Source organism: Streptomyces sp. NPDC002138, assembly GCF_040296485.1.
In the GTDB taxonomy this organism is placed as follows: domain Bacteria; phylum Actinomycetota; class Actinomycetes; order Streptomycetales; family Streptomycetaceae; genus Streptomyces.
The window spans coordinates 1-15164 of sequence record NZ_JBEOXE010000111.1; the positions used below are offsets into that span (position 1 = coordinate 1).

Genomic DNA, 15164 nt, shown 5'->3' on the forward strand with positions numbered 1-15164 from the left:
GTCGAATTCGCGGAGGTCCGGCGGCGCGGTCATCCGGCGGATGCGCATCCGGGAGCCGGCCTCGTCGATCAGGTCGATCGCCTTGTCCGGGATCCTGAGCGCTGCGCGCTCAGGACTGAACGGCCTCGCTGCGCTCGGCCGGGGCCCTTCGGGCCCAGGCTCTGCGCTTCGCTCCGAGCCATCGCCGGCCTTCGGCCGGAGTCCTGCGCTTCGCTCCGGACTGGCTCTGGTTCCGCTGCGCTCCACCAGAGCGGGCCCGCTACGCGGACCTCAGGGCTCCCGCGCGGAGCGCGGGAGGTGACCCCGTTTCACGGGGCCCGGGCCGCTGGCCCGTTGGGCGGGTCCGCTGCGCTCCCCCACCCAAAGTCCTTCCGGCTCCGCCTCCAGGACCAGCCCGCTCCGCGGGCCCGCCAGCAGCAGAGGGGGATCGGTGCCGTCCCGAACTTCTGCTCGCCCTCCGCATCAGCTACCCCCGTAGGACGCCAGCCTGCGCACTTCACCGGCTTGACGAACCCCGTCAGCGGGATGTTCCGGGAGTGAGGGGAAGGCGCACGGCTGCAAGCCTGAGTCGAGACAGCCGAGCCTGTCTCGCCGAAGGTTCTGCGCGGGCTTCGCGTCGGGTCACTCGATCCAAGTCCTCCAACGCGCCGGCTCCTCACATACCCCCGACTCAAGGGCCTGCCGATACGCCTCCTTCCAACTGGTCCCCCCTCCAAACATCAGAACGCACTCCTGAGGGACCGGCTGAAGCCCATACCAGCAGGCGGATATCACAAAGACCATGAGGAACGCGGCAAGAGGATGCCTCCACGTAGGAGGCCCCGTAAGAGGCTGGATCACCCCAAGACCCTAAACACAGCCCCCAACAGACCCCCCAGGGGGTACACCCGACCCATCGAGTGCACCCGCTCCGCGGGCCAGCCGACGGCAATGAGGGGGCCGAGCCCCATCAGCCCGGTCGAGACCGCCCCCCTTCGAAGCGGGTACCTGAGGCCTGCGCTCCACCAGAGCGGGCCTGCTGCGCAGGCTCCGGTACTCCCCGCGCCGAAGCACTGAGCAGACCCAGCAGAGCAGCCTTCCAAGCAGAATGCTTCAATCTGAATCAGAGCTAGACTCTGGAAAGATCACCTCGTGCCAGATCCACCGACCTGCGACAGCTGGTGTCACGGACCAGTGAAACTGCGCAGCGCCCACCCAACCTGAGCAGCCCACGCACACCGATATCAGGTGCGGTCGTAGGCGACCTTTGCAAGCTGAATGGCCTGATCACGGGTCGCTTCGTCCACGATCTGAACGCTGATGCGGTACTCGTGGTTGCCGCCTTCAAGCCGGTAGGCGGCAGGCGCGAGACGACCGAGCAGCTCGTCGTCCGTGTTATAGGGAAGCCGCAGGTTGATCACGCCGTTGTGTGCGTACACGTACGCGAACGCCCCCTTCGGCGAGCCCTGCCGACGCACCCTCAGATAATCCCCGTAGTCCAGCGCCGACTCCGGCTCGGCCCGCTGACGCCTGATGCCGTGGACCTTGGCATCGGGCCAGGAAGTGGCCTCAGCGAGGAACTCGACGAAGCGAACGGCCGCCGGGTTGCCGCGGAGAAGCGCGCGCACTGTCTCCTGCCCTTCAACTGCGACACCCGGGATCGCGACCTCAGCAGAGCCCACGGACGGAACCGAGACCCCACTCACAACGCCCGCAGCCGACCCGCCCCCCTGGGCAATCAGCTGCTGGACAGCCTGGGATGCATCGAACTCCGCAGCTGTCCCCTCAAACTGAAACACGGTCAGTTTCATAATTTCCCCCTATCTGAGTACGTAGCAAAGTTAACTCTACCTGAGTTCCACAGTTCTGACTGAGCTCCTCTGACTATGGGGAAGTTGAACATAGTTTCGGCCAGTCACCGCACTTGATGCCTGCAACCAGCGAATCGGCTCCGAACACCTGGCTACAGGTAGTGGGCGGCTCCGGCATAGGACATGCCCAGTGCCTCAGTGAGCTGCTTGATGTCAAGCTCATCAGCGAGGGTGAGCAGACGTGTGGAGCGCAGGATGCGAGGCAGCAAGTGGACAGGGGCCAGGCTGTCGCGGACATGTGCGGCGCCGGCCGGGCCGATGGCCGTTCTGGTCAGGCGGGTCACCAGCACGTACGGGTTGTCCGTACGCAGCGCAGCCCGGTGACCGAGGCAGCCCGCGAGTGCGTTCCAGGTCGCCGTGTCGAGTTCGATGTCGATGGAGCGGCCAGGAAAGCGGACCGTGCGGCAGGCGGTGCTGATCTGGTCGAGGGTGAGGAGGCGGAGTTCGGTGGTGGTCGCGGCGTGGAGAAGCGCGGCCAGGCCGATGAACGCCTCATGCGGGTGGACGTCCGCGCCGTTGCTCCAGCGCCGGTAGAGGACACGCTGTTCGGCCAGGGTGAGGGTGGTGCCCCGAAAGCCGCGTGATTGTGGGGCGTCGAGGAGCGCGGCGGCGTTGTGGAGGACCACGCCGGTGCGGTGGACGTGGGAGAAGAACTGGCGCAGTCCCGCCAGCCAAGAGGCCCTGCGGGCTGGGTTGCGGGCGAGGAACGTCTCCAGCTCCGTGATGCTCAAGGCTGCCCACGTGGTGTGTCCCTGGGCATAGGCGTAGCGGGCCAGATCGCGGATGGTGTCGAGGCGGACCTCGATGGTCTTCAGCCGATTCGGTCGCAGCCCCAGCCCCTCAGCACGCTCACGCTGGACCAGCAGGGCCTCGGCGAAGCTGCGGGCGGCGGGGCGCAGCGGGGCGGGGACGGCTTGGATGCGGCGCTCCCGGCGGGCGGCCGCTCTCGCCTCCTCGGCTTTACCGGGCACTTCGAGAAGGTGCTGGGCGTGGAAGAAGTCGGTGAGGGGCCGCCCGAGCCAAGGAGTCCTGCGGCGTGCGTGGCTGAGGAGCGTGTGCGGGTCGATGGTGCCGGTATCGAGGATCAGACGGGCAGTGTGGGCGACGGCGTCCGCGGCGTAGAAGGCATGCCGGTGAGTCGCCAGGTGGGCGGTGAAGGCGCCCCACCAGGAAGGTATCTGCGGCAACCTTCCGGCCCAGCTGGCCGCACGGGTTTCCACCGTGTGCGGCGAATGCTCGTAGCAGGCCTTGCACATCCCACGCGCCCACTGAGCCAGGGCCCCGCATCCCGAACAGGCGACGGGAGGGCCGGCCTTCGCGGGATCGGAGCACGGCCGACACCACTGGGTGGCGGCCTCCAGGGTCCGACGGCGTCCGCAGCGCCGGCACGGGCCAACTGCAGGGCACCCCGCTGCACGGCGACGGCACGCTGCGCACGTCTCCTCCGCAACACGCCTGCCCCCACCACAGCCCGGACACGTACGCGAGCACCAGGCGCAACGGCCGGTGCCCGGGCGCAGCCAACGCAGCTTCGTACAGCCCGGGCACCGGCCCTGGGCGGCGTCGGGAACAGAGGCTGCCATGCGATGGGATCCAAGCGTGTGGTGGGACAGGCGTGGGTTCTTGTGGTCAGAGCGGAGGCAGCGACCGGCGCGAAGAGTCTGGTTGGGGCTGATGTGTGGCTGGCGATGCTCGGGGACCCTCCGGCTTCGACGACCGCGGCCCTGTCGACACCGAGGCCAGAGCTGCAGAATCCGCCATGGGGTGCAAGATGAGCAGATCGCCGGGAGCACAGCCGAGAGCCGTGCACAGGGCGGCGAGCGTGGACAGCTTCACCTGGACGGGCTGCTTGGTGAACAGCGCGGACACCGACGCGGGCGACAAGTCCACTCCAGACCGCTCTGCCAGCAGTCGGCGCAGCTGGGTTCCCGTCCACACACCGCGCTCCGCCGCGGCCATCCGCAGCCGCCACTCCACTCCCGCACCGACCACGGAAGCCGCGTCCCGTGCGGGCGGATCTGATCCGATCATCTGCTCGGTCTCCTGTCCTGCCTCAGCCGGCCAGTTCACGGACTGCCGAGTCCGTCACGCGCCGCCAGGCGTCCTCGATGAACGTCTGTGATGGCTTCACATACGACATCGTCGAGGCGATGTGGCGGTGGCCGAGGAGCTGCTGGACCGCGATCAGGTCCATGCCCCGCTCGTACTGATGCGTCGCGCACGCCCGGCGCAGCGCATGTGGCGTGAACCGCTCGTCCCAGCCGCGGCCCTCAACGTCCAGCAGGCGGGCCAGACGATCGCGTACCGTCCCCGGCTTGAGCGCCTGGCCGTCGTCGTCGCAGAACAGCGCAGCGGTAGGAGGGAACAGCGGGCGGACATCGGCCAGATACCAGGCCAAGATCCGGTCCAGGCCATCAAGCATCGGAGCCCACCTGGGGCGCGGCCCCGATGTGTTCGCCGCCTTCCCGAACCGCACATGCAGCTTCCCCGACGGCCCCAGCCCCGGATGGACGTCGCACAGGTCCAGGCTCACGAGCTCGCTCACCCGGAGCGCCGAGTGGTACGGCGTGCGCAGCAGCGCGTAGTCCCGCGCCATCGCCCGATACTCCGCTGCGACTGCTACCTGGGCGCGGGTAAAGGCGAAGAAGTCCTTCAGCCGTTCGGCGCTTGGAGGCGGTCCAGTAGGCGAGTCGTCGCCGGCGTGGCGGACGTGGTTGAAGCGGTCCAGGCCGCTGCCGGCGACCGGCATACCGAACCGCGCCCGGACCTGGGAACCGTAACGTTCAGCGACGAACCCGTGGAACGCGCGGAGCATCTGCAGGTACTGGCGGCGTGTACCCGGAGCCAGACCAGCCACCGCCAGGGCGTGGAGCATCTCATCCACGTCCTCCGCGACCACCTCCCACACCGGGCAGTCGAAACGACCCAGCACACGGGCGAGGAGCGAGCTGTAGCCACGAACCGTCGTCGGAGCGAACCCCCGCACCACCCACGTCCGCGCGAACGCCCCCGCACACCCGGCCTGGTACACCCACGGATCATCCACCGAACCGGCAGCCCCATCAGACGAGACGCGCAATCCGCCCTCGACCAGCCACAAGCCGCCCCGCTCCCCCACACCTACCACGCACCCCGTCTGCCATCGAGTTAAGGCAGCACCTGAACAACCCTCATGCCACCGACAAACCCAACGACCCAGCAGATCAAAAGCAACCCCACCAGCGAAACAACCGGCTCATCCACACGTCTCTCGATTCAGCCACTGAGCCTCATCAACGACCAGCGTACGAGGCTGGGCTGCCAGCGAGTCCAGAAGCAGCCGATCGAACTCAGACGGGTGACGCGGCGGTTCGCCCGGCAGACCCAGCGCGGCGAAGAGTTCGTGGCGCACCGCGCGGGCCGTGGGGCGGGCGCGGAAGGCGATCCGGCAGACCTCCTCGCCCCGGGTCCGCTCCAGCTCACGCAGGCAGACATTCACTGCGAGGGTCTTGCCGACGCCTGCCGGGCCGTGGAGGCACATCATCGCCCTGGCCTCGATCGTGTCTGCGATGTTCTCCCGCGCGGCCAGGAGCGCCCGGGTCGTGACGACCGCGGCGTCCGCGAGCTGGGTGTAGTGGTCGGTTTCCCGCGGCGGCAGCTGGCTCGTCATCGCTTCTCTTCTCGGGCGGCGTGGCGGAGGGAGGCCGGGGTGTTCCAGTCGTCAGGCGGTGGGGCGGGCGGAATGAGGTTCGGCAGGGCCAAGGCTGCCATGTCTCTGTCGGCGGACTCTGTGAGTTCCTGATCTGCTTGGGCTGCCGTGACGGCGCCCAGGCGCTGCGCGGGCGTGGGCGTCGTGGCCGGGGCGAAGCGCTGTCGGCGCAGGGCCTCGGCCTTCTTCGTCTCCTCGCGCAGGCGGCGGGCCCGTAGGGTGCGGGTGCGGCGCAGCTCGTCGAGCTGTTCCGGGGTGGCAGCGTCGGCAAGGTGGGCAGTGCCCAGGTGGCGGCCCGCCGGGTCGCAGACCTCGATCTCGTGGTCATGGTGGGGCATGTGCCGGATCCGGACGCTGCGCCCTGCCTGGCCGGCCATCCACGCGCCGAGGTAGTCCCGGCCATGCCAACGGACGCCGTGGCTGCTCAGCTTCCGGACCCGGCCGTCGTCCTCCAGCATCAACCCCCACAAGGCGGCCTCAGGAATGTCCGACAGGGGCGTGGGATCGGCCTGCCAGGCCTCGAGAGGGGTCCGCCCGGCAAGGCCGGCGGGACGGTGCTCGGTGTTCCACCAGCGCGCCCAGTCCAGGACCTCGGCAGTGAACTCCGCGAAGGTCAGCGGCACCGGCTCGTCGGGCTTGGGCTTCTTCTTGGCAGGCCGGGGCTTGGGGGTGAGGGTGTAGCCGGGCAGGACGGCGAAGAGCATGCGGTCCGCGCACCGGTTGAGGTTCTCCACCGTGCCCTTCAAATGAGGGCTGTACGCAGGCAGATCCTCGCGTTTGGTATCCAGGTCGGTGAAGGCGCCAAGGACGGTCTTCGACAGGAAATCCCGGCCGCGGTCGACCCGCACCTGTTCCGGGATGCCGCCCGCTGGCCCGTACGGGCCCGTGCGCAGCACCGCGGCACGCAGAGCTGCAAGGATCGAGGCCCGGGACGGATGGCCGGGGGTGACCGCGGTACCGGTGATGGTCTTCGTCGCGACGTCGATGAACCACGTCACCCACGGGCGCACCAGCTCCCCGTCCGCGTCAACCACAAGCGGCGCCTGGACGTGATCGGCCTCCCAGGTACGGTTCCGCCACTCCGTCGGGCGACGCCCGAACACATCATGCGCCCGGGCTGCCTCCGGCCCCCGGGCCAGACCCGCGCGTTCACCCGCCGTCAGGTCACGGCGCACCGCACGCAGGAACGTCGACAACGACGGCACCGGATCAAGTAGCGGGACCGCATCCGTCGGCGCACCGCCGGGAACCGCGAGGGCCGGCTCACCAGCCGACGTCCGGGTCCGGACGACCAGCTGCCGGTGGACCGCCGAGGCGTTCCCCCGCCAGTACGCGAGCAGCACCCGTACCTCCGGCGTCACCTCGAACCGGTCCACCGACCGGGCACCCGGAACAGCCCCTGCGTCCGCATCAGCTTCGGCCTGCGCGAGCCACCGCCACACCGTCCGCTCCGACACCCCCAGACACTCCCCCGCAAGGCGCACGTGCCCCCGCGAAAGCCGACGTTGGGCCCGCAGCCACAACAACCGCTGCACAGCGGGCCCCCTCAACACCGCGAGCGCCGGACCCTGGAGCTCAGGTATCGGTTGCGGCGCGGCCAGCGATGCCGGCTCTCCCGCCTCGGATGCACTGATCATGGAAACTGCTCCCTACCGCCCGGTCTTGGTCTCCCTCTTCCGATCCCGCTACGCCGGCCGTTACGGGTAGGGGCCGAGCCGGGCGCAGGCCTGTTCCATCAGCGCGCGGTCCACCCGTACGTCCCGGCCTCTCCTGGACAGGGCATAGACGTGGGAGGTGATCTTCGCCCAGGTACGGAAGTTGCCCCGCGCCACCGTCGCATCCGCCCACCCCACATCCGCCGGATCGACGCCCTCCCACACGTCATGGAACAACGCCAGCATCTCCGCAAGCCGCTCCTGGTCCAGCCCGGGGACCTGGTGCCAGGTCAGCACCCGCGACCGCAACGCCGACGCCCGCGCGATCACCCGCTCCGCGCCCGCCCCACACAGCAGCAACGCAGCCGCCGTACCCGGCTCGTCCCACAGCAGGCGCAAGTAGTCCAGCAGCGGCGGGGACAAGCGTTGCGCGTCGTCGAGGAACAACACCCCGGGGCGCCGCAGCGCCTCTCCGAGGGCGTGGTCCGCCGGCTGCGCACGGTGCGAGAGAGAACCCGCTGCCAGCCCCAGCGCGTCCAGCAGCGACGCGCGCATCTGCGGCAGGCCCGGCTTTACGCCGACCACCGCCCGCCACACCGGAACCCGATCAGGCAGCAGATGCAGCGCCTGCTGCACCGCCACCGTCTTCCCCACCCCCGGCTCCCCGAACACACACCCAATCCCCCGCGCCGCCACCGTGTGCGCCGCAACCTCCACCACCGCAGCCACCCCGGCCGTCGACACCACCCGCGCACCCGGCACGAACAACCGCACCCCATCCCGCGACGGACCAGTGTCCTCCTCGCCGCCTTCACCCGTCCCAGGCCCTGGCGGGGCCACTGGAACCGCGTCGACCACCGGCAGGCCTTCACCCGCCCGTTCAAGCTTCAGCTCGGCCAGGACCCGGTCATAGCGGCCCGCCTCGACCCGGTTCCGCGACGGCCGAGCCACCTCCAGCACCCGTCCAGCCCGCAGATCACGGAGTACCACGCGCTGGAGCGTCGAGAGAGACGGGACGCGCGTGACACCCCACTCCTCCAGCCCACCATCGGCGTGTGCCCGCTCTATCCGCCGATGCAAGCCGGAGACGTTCCCGCCCTCTTCCGCGAGGACTGCCCAGAGCGGCTCGCTCAACGCGAACCCGTCCCGGCGCGGCCTCGCCTCAATCCGCCCCTCCCGCCCCTCAGCGAGCCAACGCCACACCGTCCGCTCCGAGACCCCGGCAAGCTCCGCCGCAACCTTCACATGCAGCCGGGAAACGACCCCCTACTCGTCCACCGCGAGCAGACGCCGAACCACCACACCCCGACCCGCACCAGAGCCCGCAGCCAACGACGCTTCACCAGACGTGGCAGAACCCAACCCAGCAGCCATACCCTCCAGCACAGCCCAAGCAGGCCACCCCGAACACAGGAACTTCCAACCCTGTGACAGCCACACAGTCCACGTGCTACCGGCGAATGACAGCCCCTTGGTCACCCCATGACAGCCATCAGGGACCGAGAAACCACGCTCTACCAGCCCAGAAAACTGTCAGGCACCGATGACGCCCAAGCCCCGCCACCACACCCCCAACTCACACCCGCAACGCGGCCCGCACCGCCTCCGGGTCAGCGGCCTCCACCACCGCCCGCGACCACGACCACTCCCCCGCATCGGCCACCGGGACCAAGCCCGAGCCGACCGCCCACCGCCACGCAGCCACCGACACCCGCAACCGGGACGCCGCCCCGTACACGTCGTACACCTCACGCTTCGCCATGAAACGCACCCCAAACGCACAACACCAGCCCGACCCTCGGACCGCGAACGAACCATGACGAAACACCCCGAAAGCTGTCAAGAGGGCTGCATTCAGGGCGAGTTGGACGCACACCGCACAAACCGCCTACGCGTACGCGAGGACCGCAACCCACCCGAACGGGTCAACCGCAGGACTGGGACCGGGCATGCGAAAGGGGCCGCCCACCACAGGTGGACGACCCCTTTCACCAAGCAGCGAGGAAGCTCGAAGCAGCCCCAGGTGTCGCAACCCCGGACACCGCTTCCATCTCAGTCAGCGCACAGCCCCCACACGCCTCTCACCTGTGGAAATCCAGCCGACCTGACGGAACATCACCGCCACACGCCAATCACACGAAAGCCGCTCATCGCACCCGGAACCCGCTCTTTCGCTCTACGTAGTTGATCCACTTCGCTAAGCTAGTCCGGTTGCCCTCCCAGTGCAGATAGAGCCAGCGATCAGCCCGAGCAAGAAGGAGAAACTCTCGTGTCAGCCTCCCAGGAATCCCGGCTACGCCAAGTGGCTCTAATCAACGGCTCCTTCGAAGAGCCCGCCATCCCCGCTGGCACCCACCAGCTCATCCCTGACGCCTCCCAGACGGATGCGCCCGTCCGGGTCCAGGGCTGGCGGACCACCGCCCCCGACCACACGATCGAAATCTGGCGAGCGCCCTCCCAGGATGTGTCCGCTGCCGTAGGCACCCAGTTCGCCGAACTGAACTCGTACACCGTTTCGACCCTGTACCAGGACTTGGAGACCACGCCGGGCACCACGCTGCACTGGAGTCTGTACCACCGCGGCCGGCTCGCTGAAAACGTCATGGCGCTGGACATCGGCGCGCCTGGCACCATGGTGGAGCAGCGCCGGATGGCTGACGGCAACACCGCCTGGCGCCGCTACACCGGCACCTACACGGTCCCGAACGGGCAGACGATCACCCGGTTCAGCCTCCGCCCGGTCGCGGCAGCAGGCAGCAACCAGGCGCCCGGCAACCTCCTGGACGGGATTTCCTTCGGGACTGAGAAGCCGACCGGGTAGCACGGCCGAGGCGGGCCAGCCCCCTGGAACCCGGAACCCAACGAACAGTGAGCACAGCGGTGCGAGCCGACACCCGGCAACGGTGTCGGCTCGCACCGCCGCGCACCGCTCATCGGTCATCGGTAATCGGTCATGTCGGCAGTGTGCCCGACACCGCCGCGCCGCGCCGCACGAACCAACCACACGCCGCACAAATCCCGACACGCCCACGTGTGACTGAGCGGGATAGTTGACCACAGCGGCGCTCAACTCTGTTGGCGGCCGATGACCTGGGACGTGACAGCCGTTTCCCGCCATCCAGCCACTGAAAATCGCCAATCGCCGTCGGGGCCGCTGGGGCGGTCCGGGCCCTCGCGGATGATCTCCACGATGAGTCGCGAAAGCGTCGCTGACCAGGTGGTGTACGGGACTGGGGCGAGGCTCAGCGTTCGAGATCTCGGCGAAAGAGTACAGAATGCCCCAGCAGGTGGAATTCGCCATCCCCATCCGTTCCTGGACGGCGCCGGAGCTGGAGGCAGCCCGCGAGCGCAACCTCCGCTGGGCCCGCCGGATGGGCTTGGTGAGCAGTGGTGAGGCCGAGCGCCGCTATCTGTTCTCCCAGGTGGCCGATGTCGCCGCCTACTCGTACCCCGGTGCGGAAGGCGAGGACCTCGATCTCGCCTTCGACGTCAATGGCTGGTTCTTCCTCTTCGACGACCAGTTCGACGTACCTCTGGGGCAGTGGCCGCCGGCCGCGACCGTCTGCGAGGAACTGATCGATCTGCTGCACCGCCCACCGGGCACCCCGCCCCTTGTTTCCTCGCCGCTCGCCGATGCGTTTGCCGACGTGTGGCAGCGCATGGCCCACGGCATGTCACCCCGCTGGCAGGAGCGCACCGCGCAGCACTGGATGGAGTACCTGGCCGCGAATCTCACCGAGGCTGTCGACCGGCGGGCCGGCATGGTCCCTGACAGTGAGGAGTGGATGCGCCTGCGCCGCAAGGTGATAGGGGTCAGGCCCTCGATCGACGTGTGCGAGCGGGTCGGGCATTTCGAGGTCCCCGCCCCCGTCGTCTACAGCACGGCCCTGGAGTCCGCCCGGGAGATCGTCACCGACGTGATCATCCTGATCAACGAGGTCTACTCCCTGGAGAACGACGAGGCACGCGACGCCCCCAATCTGGTCCGCTGCCTCATGCGCGAGCGGGGCAGCACGAGATTGGAGGCAATCGACGAACTCCGCAGACGCGCCGATGCACAGGTAGAGCGGTTGGCAGACGTGCGACGCCAGACCGCGCCTCTGAGCCAACGCCTCGGGCTTCCTCGCCTCGCGCAGGAAGCCGCCGACCGGTACATCGACGCGATCTGCGCCTACATGCGCGGCATCTACGACTGGCACCGGCTTGCCGGGCGCTACACAGCCCAGGTTGCGCAGCTGGCATCCCCCGCCACAACGGGCTACCTCAACGTCGAGAACCTTGCCACCAGCGCCGACCCTCCGGCGCCAGGCCGACGATAGGCCGAAACCCCACCAGCGTGCTCAGCCCTGTCTGCTCACCGCCCCGAAGCGAGCACCGCGGTCGCCAACCATGACGCTCAGTGGCCAGGTAGCGCGCATGCCGGGGTGAGCTGGGCGGGGTCGGCCGGTTTTTCCCAGGGTCCCGCGTTCGGTCGGTCGACCGCGCACCCGGCCGGTCACGGTGCTGGCCGACAAGGCGTATTCATCGCGGGCGATCCGTGCGCACTTGCGTCGGCGCGGGATCCGCGCGGTGATCCCTGAGCCCGACGACCAGAAGGCGAACCGCAGACGGCGCGGCCGGCTCGGAGGCCGACCGCGTCACCTCGACCGCGACGCCTACAAGCAGCGCAACACCGTCGAGCGGTGCATCAACCGCCTCAAACAGTGGCGCGGCCTGGCCACCCGCTATGACAAGAACGCCGTGATCTACCGCGCGGGCCTGGTCATCGCCGCCATCCACATGTGGGCCGCACAGTAATCCGAAGGAAACGGTCCAGGGGCAGCGCGGGTGGGCTATGGCTTCAGGCCGGGATCCGGCTGTCTAACCGCAGGCCGAGGAGATCTCCCCGGGAGCCCCTGTTGCGAGCTTTCGTCAGAGAGCCGATTCCTTGGGTTCACGAACCGCCGTCGTAGAAGTCGACAGGGGGATATCCACTCCGTCGTAGTCGAGGATTAGTCCGACCGTGTAAGTCACCTCCTCAGTCGGCACAAGGTCGCCTTCGACGGTGCAAGTTGCCCCCGGCGCCAGGGAAGTGCCACAGGGGCTGGGGCTCGAGTTCTCCGTGAATTCGGGCGGGTAATTGGGGGTGAAGGTGGAGAGGTCTACCGGGGAAGGCCCGTTGTTGGTGAAGGAGAATACGACGGGGTAGGACTCCCCAACAATGCTCTCCTTGGGGAGCGGTGTCTCGACTGTGCCCTGGGCGACGTCGCGCTCGGTCGTCTCGGGCGTGATCCGGATCGGGGCTGGGCCTTTTGCGTTGGGCGTGACCTCGGACATGTCATCTCCTCGTCGGCCGGCTCCCTGCCTACCTGCTCAGAGCCTTGCAGGTACGGAGCGTCAACAGACCCCGACTCTCGGCGGAACGGCTGAGAACCGACGGGGTGGCGTGAAAGTCCCCGACCCCGTGCTCGGTTCCCGAGTGCCCCGAGCCAGCAGACGCTACGGGGGGACCTTGCGGCAACGCTCCGTGGGACCTGCCCAACCGGGTCTCCGGAGGGCGCGTGCGCCAGTAGCACGACGCCGTGGGCCAGCCCGGCAAGATCCGAAAGAGAGGCCCTAGTAGTGCTTTGTTAGGTGGTGTCGTAGGGCTGCCATGGCACGGTTTGCTGGCAGGTCGGGCAGGTGCCGGTCCAGGTCGCGATGAGGTGTTGGAGGAGGTCCAGGGCCTGGTAGAGGGTCAGGCCCTGGCAGGGGCTTTTGGGTTCCTCCGCTGTTCGGTCAGGAACAGGTGGGCGGCGGTGACGAGGGTGACGTGCCGGTGCCAGCCGGCAAACGAGCGGCCCTCGAAGTGGTCCAGGCCCAGAGCGGTCTTCAGCTCGCGGTAGTCGTGCTCGATCCGCCAGCGGGCCTTCGCCAAGCGGACCAGGTCCCTGGCGGGGATGTCGGCGGGCAGGTTCGAGACCCAGTACTTCACCGGCTCCGCCTCGCCCTCGGGCCACTGGGCGATCAGCCACGACAGCGCGATCGTCCCGTCAGCGGCTGGTTTCGGGCGGCGGCCGGCGAGGCGGACCCGCAGGAACACGAAGTGCGAGCTCATGGCTGCTTTAGAGCCATTGCGCCAGGTCAGAGTCCGGCCGCTGCTTCGGCCCGCGGCCAGCACATGCTCCCGCAGGGAGATGGGACGGGCGCGGTAGCGAGGCAGCGGGCGGGGCCCGAGCCCGCCGTAGTCGGGCTGGTGCGGCACCGCGTCCAGGCCGTGTGCGGTCATCTCGCCCTTGACCTGCAAGACCCAGGCCAGACCGCGATCGTCCAGACCACGCCGGAAATCGGCGTTCGCGCCGTAGCCGGTGTCCGCGACCAGAACGGCGGGCCGCAGCCCGGTGCCGGCGAGTTCGTCGAGCATGTCCAGTGCGAGCCGCCATTTCGGCTGGTGATGCTCGTTCTCGGGGATCCGGCATGCCTGGCGACGGCCGGCCGCGTCCGGGCCGTCCCAGGACTCGGGCAGGAACAGGCGCCAGGCCAGCGGGCACGAGGCGGTGTCGGAAGCGGCATGAACACTCACCCCGATCTGGCAGTTGCCGACCTTGCCCAGGGTGCCGGAGTACTGCCGGGCCACCCCGGGCGAGGAACGGCCGTCCTTGGGAAAGCCGGTGTCGTCCACCACCCACACCTGCGGCCGCACCGCCCGTACGGCCCGCCAGGCCAGGCGGGCCCGGACTTCCCCGACCGGCCAGGTCGAGGTCGTCATGAACTGCTGCAACTGCTGGTGGTCGACACCGAGCCGCTCGGCCATCGGCTGCATCGACTTCCTACGGCCATCCAGCAGCAGCCCCCGCATGTACAAGGCGCCCTTCTCACGCTGGTCCCGCCGCACCAGCGGCGTGAACACCTCGGAGGCGAACTCCTCCAACCGACCCCGCACCGCCGCAAGCTCCCCAGCCCTCATACAACCAGCGAACTACCAGACACCCCCCGTGACAAGACCAGCTAACAAAGCACTACTAGGCCGTTTCCTTCGGATCATCTGATCGTTGGTTGATGTGTGTCGTTGACTGACGCGCAGTGGGCGCGGATCGAGCCGTTGCTGCCGGAGCGGACGCCGAGGCGGGGTGGGCGGTGGCGTGATCACCGGCAGGTGATCGACGCGATCGCGTTCAAGTACCGGACCGGGACACCGTGGATGGACCTGCCCGAGCACTTCGGGTCGTGGAAGGGAGCCCACAACCGGCTGCGGAAGTGGGCCGCGGACGGGACCTGGGAGAAGGTCTTCACCGCCCTGCTCGCGCAGGCCGACGCCGAAGGCGACCTGGACTGGGTCGTCGCGGTCGACTCCACCATCGTCCGTGCCCATCAGCACGCCGCCGGGGCCCGTCAAAAGGGGCCCCGGACGGCGAGCCCGCCGACCATGCCCTCGGACGGTCCCGCGGCGGACTGACCACGAAAATCCATCTGGCCGCCGACAACCGCTGCCGGCCTCTGGCCTTCCTCATCACACCCGGCCAGGCTGGTGACGCACCCGCGTTCCCAAAGGTCATGGCCCGATTACGGGTTCCGCGGCCGGTCGGCAGGCCGAGAGAGCGACCGGACGTGGTCCTGGCCGACAAGGCCTACTCGTCCCGCGCGATCCGCTCCCACCTGCGGCGCCGCGGGATCCGGGCGGTGATCCCACAGCCCGCCGACCAGGTCGCCCACCGCAAGCGGCTCGGCCGACTCGGCGGCCGTCCCCCGGTCTTCGACCGCGAGGCCTACAAGCAGCGGAACACCGTCGAGCGGTGCATCAACAAGCTCAAGCAATGGCGCGGCCTGGCCACCCGATACGACAAGACCGCCACCATCTACCTCGCCGGGCTCCATCTCGCAGCCATCTTCGTCTGGTCAGCGAGATGATCCGAAGGAAACGGCCTAGTACTGCAACGGTGCTTGCTGTGACGGTTGGGCAGTTTCTGGTGGCGTGTGGCCGCGTCGTTTGTAGTGGCTGACACGTGCCTGGAA

The 15164-nt window shown here is 68.7% G+C and carries 13 protein-coding genes and 2 pseudogenes; 4 read left to right on the top strand and 11 right to left on the bottom strand.

The genetic code is table 11. The features are described 5' to 3' along the window. The 9 genes and pseudogenes from ABT084_RS38115 to ABT084_RS36375 all read right to left on the bottom strand — a co-directional run. Positions 1-93 (bottom strand): annotated as a pseudogene (locus ABT084_RS38115) (hypothetical protein); the annotation flags it as partial. Between the two features lie 1130 nt (positions 94-1223). Beyond that, positions 1224-1790 carry a hypothetical protein gene (locus ABT084_RS36340; RefSeq protein WP_351053662.1) on the bottom strand — a complete coding sequence of 189 codons (567 nt, stop codon included), beginning with the start codon at positions 1788-1790 and terminating at the stop codon, positions 1224-1226. A gap of 152 nt (positions 1791-1942) precedes the next feature. Then, the gene (locus ABT084_RS36345) at positions 1943-3037 is read right to left on the bottom strand and encodes a site-specific integrase (protein WP_351053665.1); all 1095 of its coding nucleotides are present in this window, start codon (positions 3035-3037) and stop codon (positions 1943-1945) included. Between the two features lie 442 nt (positions 3038-3479). Further along, on the bottom strand, positions 3480-3881 hold the full coding sequence (locus ABT084_RS36350) for a helix-turn-helix domain-containing protein (RefSeq protein ID WP_351053667.1): 402 nt from the start codon (positions 3879-3881) through the stop codon (positions 3480-3482). A gap of 22 nt (positions 3882-3903) precedes the next feature. After that, on the bottom strand, positions 3904-4950 hold the full coding sequence (locus tag ABT084_RS36355; RefSeq protein ID WP_351053669.1) for a tyrosine-type recombinase/integrase: 1047 nt from the start codon (positions 4948-4950) through the stop codon (positions 3904-3906). Positions 4951-5085: 135 nt separating this feature from the next. After that, a complete protein-coding gene (locus tag ABT084_RS36360) occupies positions 5086-5499 on the bottom strand; it encodes an AAA family ATPase (protein ID WP_351053672.1) in 414 nt (137 codons plus the stop codon). After that, the gene (locus tag ABT084_RS36365; RefSeq protein ID WP_502969284.1) at positions 5496-7073 is read right to left on the bottom strand and encodes a TnsB C-terminal domain-containing protein; all 1578 of its coding nucleotides are present in this window, start codon (positions 7071-7073) and stop codon (positions 5496-5498) included. Before ABT084_RS36365 ends, ABT084_RS36360 begins: the two co-directional genes overlap by 4 nt. Positions 7074-7235: 162 nt before the next feature. Further along, positions 7236-8327, bottom strand: a complete 1092-nt coding sequence (locus tag ABT084_RS36370; protein WP_351053678.1) for an AAA family ATPase — start codon at positions 8325-8327, stop codon at positions 7236-7238. A gap of 442 nt (positions 8328-8769) precedes the next feature. Next, positions 8770-8955 carry a hypothetical protein gene (locus tag ABT084_RS36375; protein WP_351053681.1) on the bottom strand — a complete coding sequence of 62 codons (186 nt, stop codon included), beginning with the start codon at positions 8953-8955 and terminating at the stop codon, positions 8770-8772. Positions 8956-9462: 507 nt separating this feature from the next. Here ABT084_RS36375 and ABT084_RS36380 point away from each other — a divergent pair. The 3 genes and pseudogenes from ABT084_RS36380 to ABT084_RS36390 all read left to right on the top strand — a co-directional run. After that, entirely contained in the window at positions 9463-10014 is a 552-nt protein-coding gene (locus tag ABT084_RS36380) for a hypothetical protein (protein WP_351053682.1), read from the top strand. A 454-nt stretch (positions 10015-10468) separates the two neighbouring features. Beyond that, entirely contained in the window at positions 10469-11512 is a 1044-nt protein-coding gene (locus tag ABT084_RS36385) for a terpene synthase family protein (RefSeq protein WP_351053685.1), read from the top strand. A gap of 136 nt (positions 11513-11648) precedes the next feature. Further along, positions 11649-11990: pseudogene (locus ABT084_RS36390) on the top strand (transposase); the annotation flags it as partial. A gap of 114 nt (positions 11991-12104) precedes the next feature. Here the strand turns inward: ABT084_RS36390 and ABT084_RS36395 are convergent. Further along, complete coding sequence (locus ABT084_RS36395; protein ID WP_351053688.1) at positions 12105-12509, bottom strand: hypothetical protein; 405 nt, start codon at positions 12507-12509, stop codon at positions 12105-12107. A 400-nt stretch (positions 12510-12909) separates the two neighbouring features. Beyond that, positions 12910-14118 (bottom strand): IS701 family transposase, encoded by a 1209-nt coding sequence (locus tag ABT084_RS36400; RefSeq protein ID WP_351053691.1) that lies wholly within the window; start codon positions 14116-14118, stop codon positions 12910-12912. Positions 14119-14214: 96 nt separating this feature from the next. On the opposite strand from ABT084_RS36400, the gene ABT084_RS36405 reads away from it, so the two are divergent. Then, positions 14215-15059 (top strand): IS5 family transposase gene (locus ABT084_RS36405; RefSeq protein WP_502969283.1). Its coding sequence is split into 2 segments (ribosomal slippage): positions 14215-14545 and positions 14545-15059, totalling 846 coding nucleotides; the frame shifts between segments, so codons are not numbered across the junction. Positions 15060-15164 lie beyond the last annotated feature (105 nt).

Excerpts from the sequence above, each read along its gene's own strand:
- ABT084_RS36385 (WP_351053685.1), top strand. The coding sequence starts at position 10,469 with ATGCCCCAGCAGGTGGAATTCGCCATCCCCATCCGTTCCTGGACGGCG.
- ABT084_RS36350 (WP_351053667.1), bottom strand. The coding sequence starts at position 3,881 with ATGATCGGATCAGATCCGCCCGCACGGGACGCGGCTTCCGTGGTCGGT.
- ABT084_RS36340 (WP_351053662.1), bottom strand. The coding sequence starts at position 1,790 with ATGAAACTGACCGTGTTTCAGTTTGAGGGGACAGCTGCGGAGTTCGAT.
- ABT084_RS36395 (WP_351053688.1), bottom strand. The coding sequence starts at position 12,509 with ATGTCCGAGGTCACGCCCAACGCAAAAGGCCCAGCCCCGATCCGGATC.
- ABT084_RS36360 (WP_351053672.1), bottom strand. The coding sequence starts at position 5,499 with ATGACGAGCCAGCTGCCGCCGCGGGAAACCGACCACTACACCCAGCTC.
- ABT084_RS36375 (WP_351053681.1), bottom strand. The coding sequence starts at position 8,955 with ATGGCGAAGCGTGAGGTGTACGACGTGTACGGGGCGGCGTCCCGGTTG.
- ABT084_RS36400 (WP_351053691.1), bottom strand. The coding sequence starts at position 14,118 with ATGAGGGCTGGGGAGCTTGCGGCGGTGCGGGGTCGGTTGGAGGAGTTC.